Origin of the sequence: Aliiglaciecola lipolytica, assembly GCF_018860635.1 — a bacterium.
GTDB classification, from domain to species: domain Bacteria; phylum Pseudomonadota; class Gammaproteobacteria; order Enterobacterales; family Alteromonadaceae; genus Aliiglaciecola; species Aliiglaciecola lipolytica_A.
Map to the genome: position 1 here is coordinate 162,094 of NZ_JAHKPT010000030.1, position 13,545 is coordinate 175,638.

At 41.7% G+C, this 13,545-nt stretch carries 20 protein-coding genes; 19 read left to right on the forward strand and 1 reads right to left on the reverse strand.

All coding sequences use genetic code 11. The features are described 5' to 3' along the window. Window positions 1-163 precede the first annotated feature (163 nt). From KO530_RS16960 to rplQ, 19 genes are all read left to right on the forward strand, one after another. Entirely contained in the window at window positions 164-1,804 is a 1,641-nt protein-coding gene (locus KO530_RS16960) for an AMP-binding protein (protein ID WP_216049646.1), read from the forward strand. A 282-nt stretch (window positions 1,805-2,086) separates the two neighbouring features. Then, entirely contained in the window at window positions 2,087-3,457 is a 1,371-nt protein-coding gene (locus KO530_RS16965) for a DUF4397 domain-containing protein (RefSeq protein ID WP_216049647.1), read from the forward strand. Window positions 3,458-3,754: 297 nt separating this feature from the next. Then, entirely contained in the window at window positions 3,755-4,123 is a 369-nt protein-coding gene (gene rplN / locus KO530_RS16970; protein WP_008846203.1) for a 50S ribosomal protein L14, read from the forward strand. Window positions 4,124-4,135: 12 nt separating this feature from the next. After that, complete coding sequence (rplX, locus tag KO530_RS16975) at window positions 4,136-4,450, forward strand: 50S ribosomal protein L24 (RefSeq protein WP_216049648.1); 315 nt, start codon at window positions 4,136-4,138, stop codon at window positions 4,448-4,450. 16 nt (window positions 4,451-4,466) lie between these two features. Next, on the forward strand, window positions 4,467-5,006 hold the full coding sequence (gene rplE, locus KO530_RS16980) for a 50S ribosomal protein L5 (protein WP_216049649.1): 540 nt from the start codon (window positions 4,467-4,469) through the stop codon (window positions 5,004-5,006). A gap of 11 nt (window positions 5,007-5,017) precedes the next feature. Further along, window positions 5,018-5,323 carry a 30S ribosomal protein S14 gene (gene rpsN, locus KO530_RS16985; RefSeq protein WP_216049650.1) on the forward strand — a complete coding sequence of 102 codons (306 nt, stop codon included), beginning with the start codon at window positions 5,018-5,020 and terminating at the stop codon, window positions 5,321-5,323. A gap of 12 nt (window positions 5,324-5,335) precedes the next feature. Continuing rightward, the gene (gene rpsH / locus KO530_RS16990) at window positions 5,336-5,728 is read left to right on the forward strand and encodes a 30S ribosomal protein S8 (RefSeq protein ID WP_216049651.1); all 393 of its coding nucleotides are present in this window, start codon (window positions 5,336-5,338) and stop codon (window positions 5,726-5,728) included. A 13-nt stretch (window positions 5,729-5,741) separates the two neighbouring features. Continuing rightward, window positions 5,742-6,275: a 50S ribosomal protein L6 gene (gene rplF, locus KO530_RS16995; RefSeq protein WP_216049652.1), complete on the forward strand. Its 534-nt coding sequence runs from the start codon at window positions 5,742-5,744 to the stop codon at window positions 6,273-6,275. 12 nt (window positions 6,276-6,287) lie between these two features. Then, window positions 6,288-6,641: a 50S ribosomal protein L18 gene (rplR, locus tag KO530_RS17000; RefSeq protein WP_216049653.1), complete on the forward strand. Its 354-nt coding sequence runs from the start codon at window positions 6,288-6,290 to the stop codon at window positions 6,639-6,641. Window positions 6,642-6,650: 9 nt separating this feature from the next. Then, window positions 6,651-7,154: a 30S ribosomal protein S5 gene (gene rpsE / locus KO530_RS17005; protein WP_216049654.1), complete on the forward strand. Its 504-nt coding sequence runs from the start codon at window positions 6,651-6,653 to the stop codon at window positions 7,152-7,154. Between the two features lie 6 nt (window positions 7,155-7,160). Continuing rightward, entirely contained in the window at window positions 7,161-7,343 is a 183-nt protein-coding gene (rpmD, locus tag KO530_RS17010; protein WP_216049655.1) for a 50S ribosomal protein L30, read from the forward strand. A 3-nt stretch (window positions 7,344-7,346) separates the two neighbouring features. Next, entirely contained in the window at window positions 7,347-7,781 is a 435-nt protein-coding gene (rplO, locus tag KO530_RS17015) for a 50S ribosomal protein L15 (protein WP_216049656.1), read from the forward strand. Between the two features lie 5 nt (window positions 7,782-7,786). Further along, on the forward strand, window positions 7,787-9,106 hold the full coding sequence (gene secY / locus KO530_RS17020; protein ID WP_216049657.1) for a preprotein translocase subunit SecY: 1,320 nt from the start codon (window positions 7,787-7,789) through the stop codon (window positions 9,104-9,106). Between the two features lie 24 nt (window positions 9,107-9,130). Beyond that, entirely contained in the window at window positions 9,131-9,247 is a 117-nt protein-coding gene (gene rpmJ / locus KO530_RS17025; protein ID WP_216049658.1) for a 50S ribosomal protein L36, read from the forward strand. Between the two features lie 132 nt (window positions 9,248-9,379). Next, the gene (gene rpsM, locus KO530_RS17030) at window positions 9,380-9,736 is read left to right on the forward strand and encodes a 30S ribosomal protein S13 (RefSeq protein ID WP_008846192.1); all 357 of its coding nucleotides are present in this window, start codon (window positions 9,380-9,382) and stop codon (window positions 9,734-9,736) included. 12 nt (window positions 9,737-9,748) lie between these two features. Next, complete coding sequence (gene rpsK / locus KO530_RS17035) at window positions 9,749-10,141, forward strand: 30S ribosomal protein S11 (RefSeq protein WP_216049659.1); 393 nt, start codon at window positions 9,749-9,751, stop codon at window positions 10,139-10,141. Window positions 10,142-10,165: 24 nt separating this feature from the next. After that, complete coding sequence (rpsD, locus tag KO530_RS17040) at window positions 10,166-10,786, forward strand: 30S ribosomal protein S4 (protein WP_216049660.1); 621 nt, start codon at window positions 10,166-10,168, stop codon at window positions 10,784-10,786. A gap of 22 nt (window positions 10,787-10,808) precedes the next feature. Beyond that, complete coding sequence (locus tag KO530_RS17045; protein WP_008846189.1) at window positions 10,809-11,798, forward strand: DNA-directed RNA polymerase subunit alpha; 990 nt, start codon at window positions 10,809-10,811, stop codon at window positions 11,796-11,798. A gap of 42 nt (window positions 11,799-11,840) precedes the next feature. Further along, on the forward strand, window positions 11,841-12,242 hold the full coding sequence (gene rplQ, locus KO530_RS17050) for a 50S ribosomal protein L17 (protein ID WP_216049661.1): 402 nt from the start codon (window positions 11,841-11,843) through the stop codon (window positions 12,240-12,242). Window positions 12,243-12,339: 97 nt separating this feature from the next. On the opposite strand, the gene KO530_RS17055 is transcribed toward rplQ, so the two are convergent. After that, on the reverse strand, window positions 12,340-13,101 hold the full coding sequence (locus KO530_RS17055) for a hypothetical protein (RefSeq protein ID WP_216049662.1): 762 nt from the start codon (window positions 13,099-13,101) through the stop codon (window positions 12,340-12,342). Between the last annotated feature and the right edge of the window lie 444 nt (window positions 13,102-13,545).

The following is a 13,545-nucleotide window of genomic DNA, read 5'->3' on the forward strand; positions in this document are numbered from 1 at the left end:
TTTCTATCATCAAAAATGATTATTGATTCATCGAAAATAAGGTTCATTCAGCCGCAAGCAGTGTTCTAATAGTGTTATCTTTTTGTTAATTTAAAGACTTAGACGGTTTATTCATTCAATCAATGAGTAAATTTAACCTAGTCGGAACGAATCAGGTATCCAAATGACCACTAAAACGCCTCTAGAATTATTTTACGAAAAAGTAAAATCACACCCCAATAAAATATATTTAACTCAACCTCTAAATGGCAAAGTAACTGAATATAGTTGGCAGCAAGTGGATCAAAAAGTACGTCAAGTGGCGCAAGGTTTGACCAACTTAGGGTTACCAAAAGGCAGCCATATTGGACTTATTTCAAAAAATTGCGCCGAATGGTTCATCACTGATTTAGCCATAATGATGGCCGGACACATTTCAATACCGATTTTCCCAACCGCCGGCCCTGACACAATATCCTACGTGTTAGATCATGCTAAATGCCCAGTCGTTTTTGTGGGTAAGTTGGAACATGCGGCGGAGCAAATTGCTGCAATTCCTGATGGTATTAAGAGTATTGCTTTTCCATATGCTGGGAACATGTGTGACGTCGATTGGGAAACTTTCACCGCAGGCGGTGAGTTCGAGGGATATCCCGTACCCGATATGAAAGATGTTATGACCATTATTTATACATCAGGAAGTACTGGTGCGCCTAAAGGTGTTGTACAAACCTATGAATCTGTTAGCTGGACTGCGAAATCGTCGTTATCTGCATTAAGTGTCAATGAACAAGACAGAATTCTAAGTTATCTACCCCTTGCTCATATTACTGAGAGAATATTAGTCGAGATGGCGAGTTTATATTCTGGGCTACACATATTTTTCATCGAATCGTTGGACACGTTTAAAACAGATATTCAGCGCTGCCAACCTACATTGTTTATATCTGTTCCAAGACTCTGGACTCGTTTTCAAATGGGGGTTTTGGCGCAAATGCCCCAGAGGAAACTTGAGCGTTTATTACGGATACCTATTATTGGAGGTATTGTCGCTAAGAAAATTCGTAAAGGCTTGGGGTTAGATAACGCCCGTCTGTGCGCCAGCGGGTCTGCACCAATTCCTCCCGCCACAATCCACTGGTTTCACCGCATCGGCATAGAAATCTGTGAAGGCTGGGGCATGACAGAAAACTGTGCTTATGGAACTAGCAGCGTGCCTTTCCGTGAAGACAAAATTGGTTGTATTGGTAAAGCCTATGAAGGTGTCGATATTCGTATTGCTGAGGATGGGGAAATTCAAGTTAAAGGCCCCTGTAATATGAAGGAGTACTATTTAGAGGCTGAAAAAACTGCCGAAGTCTTTACTGAAGATGGTTATTTGCGAACCGGTGATAAAGGCGAATTAGATAATGAAGGGTATATTCGTATCACTGGACGCTTAAAAGATATTTTTAAAACCGCCAAGGGTAAATACGTAACGCCGGTGCCGATTGAATCGTTAATCATGGAAAATGAAATAGTCGAACAGGTTTGTGTAACGGGCAGTGACCTCAAGCAGCCTATCGCATTGTTGATTATTTCCGAAATAGCGAGAAAACAAAGCGCCGAACAAGTGATTAGGTCTCTCGAAGAAACCGTACATAAAGTGAACGCCAACTTAGAAAGTCATCAAGTTTTAGATAGATTAGTAGTTGTTGAAGATGATTGGACGATTGAAAACGACTTATTAACGCCAACTTTGAAAATAAAACGGCATGTTTTAGAGAAAAAATACAAAGATGTGATTAATGCACCTTACAAAGAAAAGGTGGTTTGGTTATCATAGGCGGATATTTCCATCTCACTTAATCTGATTTGGATATAAACTACTAGCGAAATGGTGGGCGGTAATTAACAGTTTTCATTTTCAGTAGGGGCGGTTGAATTAGGTAGTTGTCATTTTTTATTGGCATACTTAAAGTCACTGCCCATTGTTTTCTATTGGAGTTTACGAGTTTTTTGAAAAGATTATCTAAAGATTTGAACTTTTATTTAGTGTATGAATCGTAACTTCGTTATAGAATCCCTGCAATTAGGTTTTGCGCTTGTTTTTAAGGAAAGTGTTTTAATGCGAAGTAAAGTTAGTTTTGCCCTGATGGGTGTGTTATTGGCCACAGGGTTAACAGCCTGCAGTAGCTCAGATGACAATGATACTGAATTCAGTTCTTCTGGTTATATTCAATTTTACAATGGTTCCACAAATAGTGCTTTAACCACTATGCGCGGCACTGAAGAAACGCAAGTTCTAGCATCTGCGTCTTACGGTGATGTCACTAGTATGATCCAGACCGATACGGGATTTACTGAAATTGAGTTTTATCGGACAGATTCAGATGACCAAGAAGTGATTCTTGAGACTCGCGATATTGATTTACCAAATGGTCAGAAAACGTTGGTAATGCTAACCGGTGATTTCACCGACCCAACGTTCAATGAATATCGCTTTGAGCGCGAAGAGCTTGATGACCATTTTAGATTATTTGCTATTTCGGTTGTTTCTGACCAAAGCAGCTACGATTTGTATATGAGTGATTCAGGTTCTCCGTTTAGTGAAGCTAACTTGTTATCTACCATAAATTACGAAAGCTTGGATGAGATGGTTTACTGGGCTCCTGATGACGATGACGAAAACTTCGACGAAGGTAGCTATACTATTTACCTAACTGAACCTGGTTCAACTGACGTCATTTTTGAGTCTAATACAGTTTCATTCCAATTTGCTACTGAGTATGTTCTAGTCATTCGCAGCAGCAGTGGTGCGATTCAAGATGATATCGAAATTGATTTAGTGCTTAACTCTTCAACAGTGTCGAACCTTGATGATGTTAATGCGAGCGCTCAATACCGTCTTTACAACAGTCTAGACAATGGCGCCGTTGAATTTACCTTAGAAGGAAATGAAGTAACTGATCCTTTGCAAGTAAATGCAAATGAAAAAACTGACTTTAATGATATCGAATTCGGTGATTATCGTTTATCTGCTGAGCTAACAACTGACGGTACTATTAACTTTAACAATCGCTTAGTAACGTTAAACCAAGGTGAAAGTAAGGCTATCATCATCTATCAAGATGCTAACGATAAGCTAACTTCACTATCTTTCGATGAGAGTGATCAACCTCAGGTTTACGATAAAGAAGTGGTAGCTGCTAACTTAGTTTCTGATTTCATCGACGTTGACTTATATTTTGTACGTAAAGACGAAACCATTGAATCTGCTGAGTACCTAATATCAAGTATCGACTTTGGTGAATCTAAATCGGTTACATTGCCAAGTGATTTCTATGAATTGGTAGCGGTATTCGATGACAATGAAGATACCCAAATCTTATTGGATAGAACTGAACTACTAGGTTTAAATGAAGAAGCAAATTATATAATTACTATTGAAGAGTCGTTAGATTCTCCAACAGGATATAAGATTTCACTTCTATATTAACCAATTGATTCAGTAAAAATCGGCTCCTTAGAGCCGATTTTTTTATCCAACAAGTTATTTTCCCACAGCCGTTAAACCTTCCTTTGTAAATCTATATTTACTGATTACCACTTATTCTACAATTATTTTGAAATTGCGCTATCACACAGCTTTATTTTCTGTTATAGTTTCGCGCCCTTTTTATAGGGGTATGTATGAATTTTCAGCAAGCGAAAAAGCATTAAACTTTTAGTTTGTTAGAATTTTTGTAGCTTAAACGACCCGTGAGGGTCTTAATTTAAACAGCGGAGCACTAACATGATCCAAATGCAAACTAACCTGGATGTTGCCGACAACTCCGGCGCTCGCAGGGTTCAGTGTATTAAGGTTCTTGGTGGCTCGCATCGCCGTTATGCACATATCGGTGACATCATCAAAGTTACTGTCAAGGAAGCAATTCCTCGTGGCAAAGTAAAAAAAGGTGACGTTCTGAATGCAGTGGTGGTGCGTACTAGGAAAGGCGTTCGTCGAGCTGATGGTTCTACTATCCGTTTTGATAATAACGCAGCTGTTTTGCTTAACGCAAACAAGCAACCTATTGGTACGCGTATCTTTGGCCCGGTCACTCGTGAGCTTCGTGGAGATTCATTCATGAAGATCATTTCATTGGCCCCAGAGGTACTATAAGGAGTCACGATAATGGCTAGAAAAATTCGTCGTGATGATGAAGTAGTCGTATTAGCAGGCAAAGACAAAGGAAAACAAGGCAAAGTCCTTAAAGTACTAGCGTCTGATGACAAGCTAATAATAGAAGGTGTGAATTTGGTGAAGAAACACCAGAAGCCTAATCCTCAAATGAATGTCCCTGGCGGCATCATTGAAAAGGAAGCAGCAATTCACGTATCAAATGTAGCGGTTGTTAACCCAGCGACGGGTAAAGCAGATCGCGTTGGTTTCCGTTTCGAAGATGAGAAGAAAGTTCGTTTCTTCAAATCTAACGGCGAACTAGTTTAATTAATTGGAGAGTACGATGGCGAAACTGCATGATTTCTATAAAGAAACAGTAGTGGGCGAACTTGCGAAGCAGTTCAACTACAAAAGCGTCATGCAAGTCCCTCGGATCGAAAAAATCACCTTAAACATGGGTTTAGGTGAAGCGATAGCGGACAAGAAAGTTTTGGAAAACGCGCAGGCTGATATGGCTGCGATTGCTGGACAAAAACCAATTGTTACTGTTGCTCGTAAGTCTGTAGCGGGTTTTAAAATCCGTGAAGGTTATCCGATTGGCTGTAAAGTAACCTTACGTGGTGAGCGTATGTGGGAATTCTTGGAACGTTTGATTTCAATCGCAATTCCTCGTATCCGTGACTTCCGTGGCTTGAATGCAAAATCATTCGACGGCCGTGGTAACTATAGCATGGGTGTACGTGAGCAAATTATCTTCCCTGAGATCGACTTTGATAAAGTTGATAAGATTCGCGGTATGGATATTACTATCACTACTAGCGCAAACTCAGACGATGAAGCAAAAGCGCTTTTAACCGCTTTTAACTTCCCGTTTAGAAAATAAGGTGTAGGGTTATGGCAAAAGAATCAATGAAAGCGCGCGAAGTAAAACGCGCCAAGCTAGCAGCAAAGTACGGTACTAAACGTGCTGAGCTAAAAGCGATTATCAGCGATGTTAACGTTACTGATGAAGAACGTTGGGATGCTGTTCTTAAGCTACAACAACTTCCACGTGACTCTAGTCTATCACGCAAGCAAAACCGCTGCCGTGTAACTGGACGTCCACATGGGTTCCTACGCAAATTTGGTCTTAGCCGTATAAAGTTGCGTGAAGCAGCAATGCGCGGTGAAGTCCCTGGCCTTAAAAAAGCCAGCTGGTAAGGAGTAGCCAATATGAGCATGCAAGATCCTATCGCGGATATGTTTACCCGCATTCGTAACGGCCAATTGGCAAGCAAAGTAACAGTTGCTATGCCTTCTTCTAAACTTCGCGTTTCAATCGCTAAAGTTTTAAAAGATGAAGGTTATATCTCTGACTTCGCTGTGTCTGGTGACGTTAAGCCTGTAATTGAAGTAGCACTTAAATACTTCGAAGGCAAAAAAGTAATTGAGAGCATTGAACGAGTCAGTCGTCCTGGTCTGCGCATCTATAAGAAAAAAGATGAGCTTCCTAAAGTGATGGGTGGTTTGGGAATAGCTATCGTGTCTACCTCAAAAGGTGTGATGACTGACCGTGCAGCTCGTAAAGCTGGCATGGGCGGTGAGATCATCGGTTATGTAGCGTAACGGGAGATAGAATATGTCACGTATAGCAAAAGCTCCTGTCGATATCAAATCTGGTGTAGAAGTAACTATCGCTGGTCAAGATGTCACAGTTAAAGGAAAAAACGGTACTCTAAATCGTTCATTCAACGACGCAGTTGAAGTCGTACAAGAAGAGAATCAATTGAAAGCACTTCCTCGTGAAGGTTTCGCTAACAATTGGGCTCAAGCTGGTACAGCTCGCTCTTTATTGAATGCAATGGTACATGGTGTATCTGAAGGGTTCGAAAAGAAATTACAACTAACAGGTGTTGGTTACCGTGCTCAAGCACAAGGTAGCAAACTTAACCTAACGTTGGGCTTCTCTCACCCAGTAGTTTATGAAATGCCTGCTGGTATTTCGATTGAAACTCCTACCCAAACTGAAATCGTCGTCAAAGGCGCTGATAAGCAAGTGGTAGGTCAGGTTGCAGCTAACATCCGCGCTTATCGTCCACCAGAGCCTTATAAAGGTAAGGGTGTTCGTTATGCTGATGAAGTTGTGCGTCGTAAAGAAGCTAAGAAAAAGTAGGTAGGTGATACGATGGATAAGAAATCAGCTCGCTTGCGTCGCGCTACCCGCGCCCGCAAAAAAATTAGTGAACTGGCCGCGCATCGCTTGGTTATTAACCGCACACCTCGCCACATATACGCGCAGTTAATCGCGCCTAGTGGTTCAGAAGTGTTAGCGGCGGCTTCTACTGTTGAAACAGAACTTCGTAATTCCCTTAAATCTACGGGTAATTCTGAAGCTGCTGCAGCAGTAGGCAAAGCGATTGCAGAACGCGCTATTGAAAAAGGCATCAAAGAAATTGCTTTTGACCGTAGTGGTTTCAAATATCACGGTCGAGTTAAAGCATTAGCTGACGCTGCACGTGAAGCAGGCCTTCAGTTCTAGGAGTTAATTATGGCTAAAGTAGAAGTTCAACAACAGGGTGACCTGTTAGAAAAGCTGATCGCTGTAAACCGTGTATCAAAAGTAGTTAAAGGTGGTCGTATCTTTAGCTTTACTGCTTTGACAGTAGTTGGTGACGGAAATGGTCGTGTTGGTTTTGGTTACGGTAAGGCACGTGAAGTACCTGCTGCAATCCAAAAAGCTATGGAAAAGGCACGTCGCAATCTTGTGAACGTAGACCTTAACGGCAACACGCTACAGCATCCAATTAAAGGACGTCACTCAGGCTCCAAGGTTTACATGCAACCAGCATCAGAAGGTACTGGTATTATTGCCGGTGGTGCAATGCGTGCAGTTCTTGAAGTTGCAGGTGTACAAAACGTACTTTCAAAATGCTACGGCTCAACAAACCCAATCAACGTTGTTCGTGCAACAATCAATGCTTTAGTAGAGATGAACTCTCCTGAAGGGATTGCTGCAAAACGTGGATTGCCTGTTGACGAAATTTTGGGGTAATTGAACATGGCTAAGATGATTAAAGTAAAGCAAACTAAAAGCTCTATTGGTCGTCTACCTAAGCACAGAGCTACATTGACTGGTTTAGGTTTGCGTCGCATCGGGCATGTTCGTGAGTTGGAAGACACCCCAGCCGTTCGTGGCATGATCAACCGTGTATATTACATGGTCGAATTAGTGGAGGAGTAAGAGATGAAATTAAATACTATTGCTCCTGCACCTGGAGCTAAAAATTCTGGTAAGCGCGTAGGTCGCGGTATCGGTTCAGGTCTTGGAAAAACTGGTGGCCGCGGTCACAAAGGTCAAAAGAGTCGCTCTGGCGGTTCTGTTAAGCCTGGTTTTGAAGGCGGACAAATGCCAATCCAGCGCCGTCTACCTAAGTTCGGTTTCACTTCTCGTGTATCCTTTGTTTCTGACCAAGTTACATTGAGTGAAATTGCTAAAGTAGAAGGTGATGAGGTTTCACTAGTAACTTTGAAAGCAGCAGGTCTTATCAAAAAAGAAATGCTAAACGTCAAAGTTATGAAAAGTGGCGAAATCTCTCGTGCAGTTACTGTAAAAGGTTTAAAGGTATCTAAAGGCGCACTTGAAGCAATTCAAGCAGCTGGCGGTAAAGTAGAGGAATAAGCTAGATGGCAAAACCAGGACAGGACTCAAGCGCTAAAGGCGGCTTGAGCGAGCTTAAATCAAGACTATTGTTCGTACTAGGTGCGATCATTGTATTTAGACTCGGTTCATATGTACCTATTCCTGGTATTGATGCCAATGTGTTAGCTCAGTTATTTGAGCAGCAAAAGGGCACTATCGTGGAAATGTTTAATATGTTTTCAGGTGGTGCACTTGAGCGCGCATCGGTTCTTGCCCTAGGTATTATGCCATATATTTCGGCTTCAATTATCATGCAGTTGCTTACAGTTGTGCATCCGCCGATGATTGAGTTGAAAAAAGAAGGCGAAGCCGGACGTCGTAAAATAAGTCAGTACACACGTTACTTTACGTTGGTGTTGGCAACTTTCCAAGCAATTGGAATAGCGACTAATTTACCTAACTTGATTTCAGGTTTGGTGATTGCCCCTGGTTTCGGTTTTTACTTTACAGCGGTAGTGAGTTTGGTTACTGGTACCATGTTTTTGATGTGGTTAGGTGAGCAAATTACCGAAAGAGGTATCGGTAACGGTATCTCCATTTTGATCTTTTCTGGTATTGTTGCCGGTCTGCCTACAGCGATTGGTCAGACTGCGGAGCAAGCCAGACAAGGTGACCTGAATGTACTATTGTTATTGTTGATTGGTGTAATCATTGTAGCCATCACTTACTTTGTAGTGTTTGTTGAACGTGGTCAACGACGTATTGTTGTTAACTATGCGAAGAAACAGCAAGGCCGTAAGGTTTTTGCAGCACAAAGTACGCATTTACCTCTTAAGGTAAATATGGCCGGTGTTATTCCTCCTATCTTTGCATCTAGTATTATTTTGTTCCCTGGAACTATCGCAAGTTGGTTCGGTCAAAATGAGTCATTCTCCTGGTTACAGGATGTGGCTTTGATGTTGTCCCCTGGGCAGCCTTTGTACGTAATGTTATACGCTGCGGCGATTATCTTCTTCTGTTTCTTCTATACTGCGTTGGTATTTAACCCACGTGAGACAGCAGATAACTTGAAAAAGTCTGGTGCTTTTGTACCTGGTATTCGTCCTGGTGAGCAAACGTCTCGTTACATCGATAAAGTAATGACACGCCTTACTTTGGCAGGCGCACTTTACATAACCTTTATTTGTTTGGTGCCTGAATTCATGTTGATCGCTTGGAACGTTCAGTTCTATTTTGGCGGTACATCACTACTTATTATCGTGGTGGTAATCATGGATTTCATGGCGCAGGTGCAGACTCATTTGATGTCACATCAATATGAATCTGTTCTTAAGAAAGCGAATCTTAAAGGCTACGGTCGTTAAGATAAGCGTTTACGGAGTGGTGATATGAAAGTTCGTGCATCCGTTAAAAAGATTTGCCGTAGCTGCAAAGTCGTAAAACGCAATGGCGTGGTACGTATAATTTGTAGTTCTGACCCTAAGCATAAGCAAAGGCAAGGTTAATCGAAATGTGGTATTTGGGTGAAATCGGTCATACTACCGACTCACCCAAGCTTAATTTGCAATTTGGTCATCGGGTAAGTATCCTATCGGGCTTTTTAGGCTGATGACAATAATTTAAGAGGAGTGCTGTTAATGGCCCGTATCGCTGGCATTAACATCCCTGAACACAAGCACGCTGTGATTGCTATCCAATCAATCTATGGCGTAGGCGCGACACGTGCGAAAAGCATTTGTGAAGCTGCTGGTGTTACAGAGTCAACCAAGATTAAAGATCTTGATGAAACAACGATTGACAAGCTTCGTGACGAAGTCGCGAAATTCATGGTAGAAGGTGATCTTCGCCGTGAAGTGTCAATGAACATCAAACGTTTGATGGACCTAGGTTGCTTCCGTGGTATACGCCACCGTCGTAGCTTACCTCTACGTGGTCAACGCACTAAAACAAATGCGCGTACCCGTAAAGGTCCTCGTAAGCCAATTAAAAAGTAAGCGAGGTTAGTTATGGCTAAAGCACCTACAAAAAGCACGCGTAAGCGCGCAAAACGTCAAGTTGCAGACGGTATGGCTCATATCCATGCGTCTTTCAACAACACAATAGTGACAATTACTGACCGTCAAGGTAACGCCTTGTCTTGGGCAACGTCAGGTGGTTCAGGTTTCCGTGGTTCACGTAAATCTACCCCTTTTGCTGCACAGGTTGCTGCTGAGCGCGCAGGTATTGCTGCTCAGGATTACGGTTTGAAAAACTTAGAAGTATTCGTAAAAGGTCCAGGTCCAGGTCGTGAATCTGCAATCCGTGCTTTGAATGCAACTGGTTATAAAATCACTAATATTACCGATGTGACACCTATTCCTCACAACGGTTGTCGTCCACCGAAAAAACGTCGCGTTTAATCGACGGACAGTTGGAGAAAGATCATGGCTAGATATTTGGGTCCAAAACTCAAACTTAGTCGTCGCGAAGGAACAGATTTGTTCCTTAAAAGTGGCGTTCGAGCAATTGACTCGAAATGTAAGATAGATACTGCCCCAGGTCAGCATGGAGCCCGTCGTGGCCGTTTGTCTGATTACGGTGTGCAGCTACGTGAAAAGCAAAAAGTACGTCGTATGTATGGCGTATTGGAAAAGCAGTTCCGTAACTATTATAAAGAAGCAGCGCGTTTAAAAGGCAACACAGGTGAAAACTTGCTACAGCTTTTAGAACAGCGTCTTGACAATGTTGTTTACCGTATGGGTTTTGCTAGTACACGTGCTGAAGCTCGTCAGCTAGTAAGCCATAAAGCTATTATGGTTAACGGTAAGGTTGTTAATATACCTTCTTATAATGTTTCTGCTGAAGACGTTGTTTCCGTTCGTGAGAAATCTAAAAAGCAAGCGCGTATCGTTGCTGCTTTAGAGTTGGCGGACCAACGTGAGAAACCAACTTGGATTGAAGTAGACAGCAAGAAGATGGAAGGCGTTTTCAAACGTGTTCCTGAAAGAACTGATTTGTCTGCTGAAATTAACGAACAGTTGATCGTCGAACTTTACTCTAAGTAAAGCATAATCAAGAGAGGAAACAATGCCGGGTTCTGTAACTGAATTCCTAAAACCAAGGTTAGTGGAAATAGAAAACTTATCACCAACACGCGCTAAAGTGACACTTGAGCCATTAGAGCGTGGTTTTGGTCATACTCTTGGTAACGCGCTTCGTCGCATCCTTTTGTCATCGATGCCTGGTTGCGCCGTGACAGAAGTTGAAATCGATGGTGTATTACATGAGTACAGCACTAAAGAGGGTGTACAAGAAGATGTCATCGAGATTTTGCTTAACCTTAAAGGTTTGGCTGTTAAAATCGAAGGCAAAACTGAAGCTACTCTTACTTTAGTCAAGTCTGGTGCAGGCCCTGTTACTGCTGGTGATATTCAGCATGATGGAGATGTAGAGATCTTTAATCCTGACCATTTGATTTGTACGCTTACTGGCGATGCCGAGTTAAGCATGCGTATCAAAGTTGAAATGGGTCGTGGATATGTTCCTGCGTCAACTCGCCGTTCCTCTGAAGAAGATGATCGACCTATCGGTCGTTTGTTAGTTGATGCTTCTTATAGTCCAGTAGAGCGTATAGCTTATAACGTTGAATCTGCTCGTGTTGAACAACGCACAGATTTAGACAAATTAATTATTGATATGGAAACCAATGGAACTTTGGATCCGGAAGAAGCGATTCGTCGTTCAGCTACAATTTTAGCTGAGCAATTAGACGCATTCGTTGAACTTCGTGATATTTCAGAGCCTGTTGCTAAAGAAGAGAAGCCGGAATTTGATCCTATTCTTCTTCGTCCAGTTGATGATTTAGAGCTTACTGTACGTTCAGCTAACTGTTTGAAAGCTGAAGCTATCCAGTACATTGGTGACCTGGTGCAACGCACTGAAGTTGAGCTGTTAAAAACGCCTAACTTAGGTAAGAAATCTCTTACTGAGATTAAAGACGTGTTGGCATCTCGTGGTCTTTCTTTGGGTATGCGCCTAGAAAATTGGCCTCCAGAGAGTATCGCAGAAAAAGATTAATCAGGTCGCAAGATAAACTGATTTGTAAAGAAGGATAGAGCTATGCGCCATCGTAACAGTGGTCGTCAGTTAAATCGTAACAGCAGTCATCGTCAAGCAATGTTTAAAAACATGGCTGGCTCATTAGTTAAGCACGAAGTTATTAAAACTACGTTGCCAAAAGCTAAAGAACTGCGTCGCGTAATCGAACCTCTTATCACACTTGCTAAGCAAGACAGTGTAGCTAATCGTCGTTTGGCGATGGCACGTACTGGTGATAAAGAAGTTGTTGGTAAATTGTTTAATGAACTTGGTCCGCGCTATGAAGCTCGCCCAGGCGGATATCTTCGCATTTTAAAATGTGGTTTCCGTTCTGGTGATAACGCGCCAATGGCTTTCGTTGAACTAGTTGACCGTCCAGTTATTGAAGAAGTTGAAGAAGCTGAAGTAGTAACTGAGGAGTAATAACTCCAAACCAATTAAAAAAGCCGAGCTAATGCTCGGCTTTTTTGTATCTGCTATTTATCTAAATAATAATTAGAATAAACTGCCAGGTCGAAACTTATTGGTTTTTTATGAACGCTAACTGTTCATCTGTTGCACCTGCATTTTTTGCATACTTAAATAACTCTTCAGGTGGCACCCCCGCATTAATAGCGGTCACCAAAATTCTTCTTACACTTTCTTGCTCCTTTGATGATTCGCGTAAAGCGGTAGTAACTACCTGCTCAGCTTCATCTGGGAAGGTTGCTAATAATGCATCTACTACATATTCACCAACAAACGGCATTGCTGAAACTGCAGTTTTGATAATTTCTACCATTTCATTTGGATGTGAGCGAGATAAAGTTTGCACGATGTTGTCTGCGGAATCTGGTTCTGTCTCCACGGCAATGCGTACAATTTCGTCCATTTCTTCAGGTGTTGAAAAGGCTGCTGCGCGAACTATAAAGTCGACATAACTAGGTTCTGCATTAATAGCTGTCTCTACAATGCTAGAGCTACTACTAATACCTTTTTCAATCGCCAAAGAAACAACTTCACCTGTTAATGCTGGTTCGGCAGAAATAGCTGCGTGGATAATTTCTTTATACTTTTCTGGATACAAGTCTAGGGCAGTGCTTACTACTCCGATTGCTTCTCTAGGGTAATTTCCGATAATACTTTTTATTGCGCGGCCGATGGACATCGACTGATCAACTTGCTTTTTAACAAAGTCAGCGGTCAAGCGACTATTATTGTCACTAACGCCATTTGCTGGTATTGCAAATGCGTGAGTACTTAAAACGCCCAAAGCTAACACGATCGGGGTAATTTTTTTCATAATAAACACCTACTTAGACCTACTAATCTGTAGTAAGACAACAAAAATCGTTAAGAGTTTAAAAGTAACAACAATTTGTTATAAATAATACTTTATTCGGTAATTGTTCGTTAAATAAACTGATTTCGACAATATTAAATTAATTTCACTTTTTTTTCGGTATTAGGGTTGACCTAAAGTTATAAATCTCTACAATGCGCCCAGCTTTTGCAGGACATCTTAAGTTTGTCAAACCAACCTTAAGAGAAGCTGAAGAAAGCGAGAAAAAAGATTAAATAATTTATAAAATAAATTGTTGACATCAAATACCGGAAGTGTAGAATACGCCTCCCGCTTGAGAGAGACCTAACGGACTCACTAAGCAGAGAAAAAGTTTTCTAGGCGACGTCAAGTAATGACAGTCACCTTGCGCAAACATTATCTCAGTAATCGGACGTCACTTTG

Bases quoted from the DNA above. Each gene is read 5' to 3' on its own strand.
- rpsD (WP_216049660.1), top strand. From the start codon at position 10,166: ATGGCTAGATATTTGGGTCCAAAACTCAAACTTAGTCGTCGCGAAGGA.
- KO530_RS17045 (WP_008846189.1), top strand. From the start codon at position 10,809: ATGCCGGGTTCTGTAACTGAATTCCTAAAACCAAGGTTAGTGGAAATA.
- rplE (WP_216049649.1), top strand. From the start codon at position 4,467: ATGGCGAAACTGCATGATTTCTATAAAGAAACAGTAGTGGGCGAACTT.
- rplX (WP_216049648.1), top strand. From the start codon at position 4,136: ATGGCTAGAAAAATTCGTCGTGATGATGAAGTAGTCGTATTAGCAGGC.
- rpsK (WP_216049659.1), top strand. From the start codon at position 9,749: ATGGCTAAAGCACCTACAAAAAGCACGCGTAAGCGCGCAAAACGTCAA.
- KO530_RS16960 (WP_216049646.1), top strand. From the start codon at position 164: ATGACCACTAAAACGCCTCTAGAATTATTTTACGAAAAAGTAAAATCA.
- rplR (WP_216049653.1), top strand. From the start codon at position 6,288: ATGGATAAGAAATCAGCTCGCTTGCGTCGCGCTACCCGCGCCCGCAAA.
- rplQ (WP_216049661.1), top strand. From the start codon at position 11,841: ATGCGCCATCGTAACAGTGGTCGTCAGTTAAATCGTAACAGCAGTCAT.
- rpsE (WP_216049654.1), top strand. From the start codon at position 6,651: ATGGCTAAAGTAGAAGTTCAACAACAGGGTGACCTGTTAGAAAAGCTG.
- KO530_RS16965 (WP_216049647.1), top strand. From the start codon at position 2,087: ATGCGAAGTAAAGTTAGTTTTGCCCTGATGGGTGTGTTATTGGCCACA.
- KO530_RS17055 (WP_216049662.1), bottom strand. From the start codon at position 13,101: ATGAAAAAAATTACCCCGATCGTGTTAGCTTTGGGCGTTTTAAGTACT.
- rpsM (WP_008846192.1), top strand. From the start codon at position 9,380: ATGGCCCGTATCGCTGGCATTAACATCCCTGAACACAAGCACGCTGTG.
- rpsH (WP_216049651.1), top strand. From the start codon at position 5,336: ATGAGCATGCAAGATCCTATCGCGGATATGTTTACCCGCATTCGTAAC.
- rplO (WP_216049656.1), top strand. From the start codon at position 7,347: ATGAAATTAAATACTATTGCTCCTGCACCTGGAGCTAAAAATTCTGGT.
- rplF (WP_216049652.1), top strand. From the start codon at position 5,742: ATGTCACGTATAGCAAAAGCTCCTGTCGATATCAAATCTGGTGTAGAA.
- rpsN (WP_216049650.1), top strand. From the start codon at position 5,018: ATGGCAAAAGAATCAATGAAAGCGCGCGAAGTAAAACGCGCCAAGCTA.
- rpmJ (WP_216049658.1), top strand. From the start codon at position 9,131: ATGAAAGTTCGTGCATCCGTTAAAAAGATTTGCCGTAGCTGCAAAGTC.
- secY (WP_216049657.1), top strand. From the start codon at position 7,787: ATGGCAAAACCAGGACAGGACTCAAGCGCTAAAGGCGGCTTGAGCGAG.
- rpmD (WP_216049655.1), top strand. From the start codon at position 7,161: ATGGCTAAGATGATTAAAGTAAAGCAAACTAAAAGCTCTATTGGTCGT.
- rplN (WP_008846203.1), top strand. From the start codon at position 3,755: ATGATCCAAATGCAAACTAACCTGGATGTTGCCGACAACTCCGGCGCT.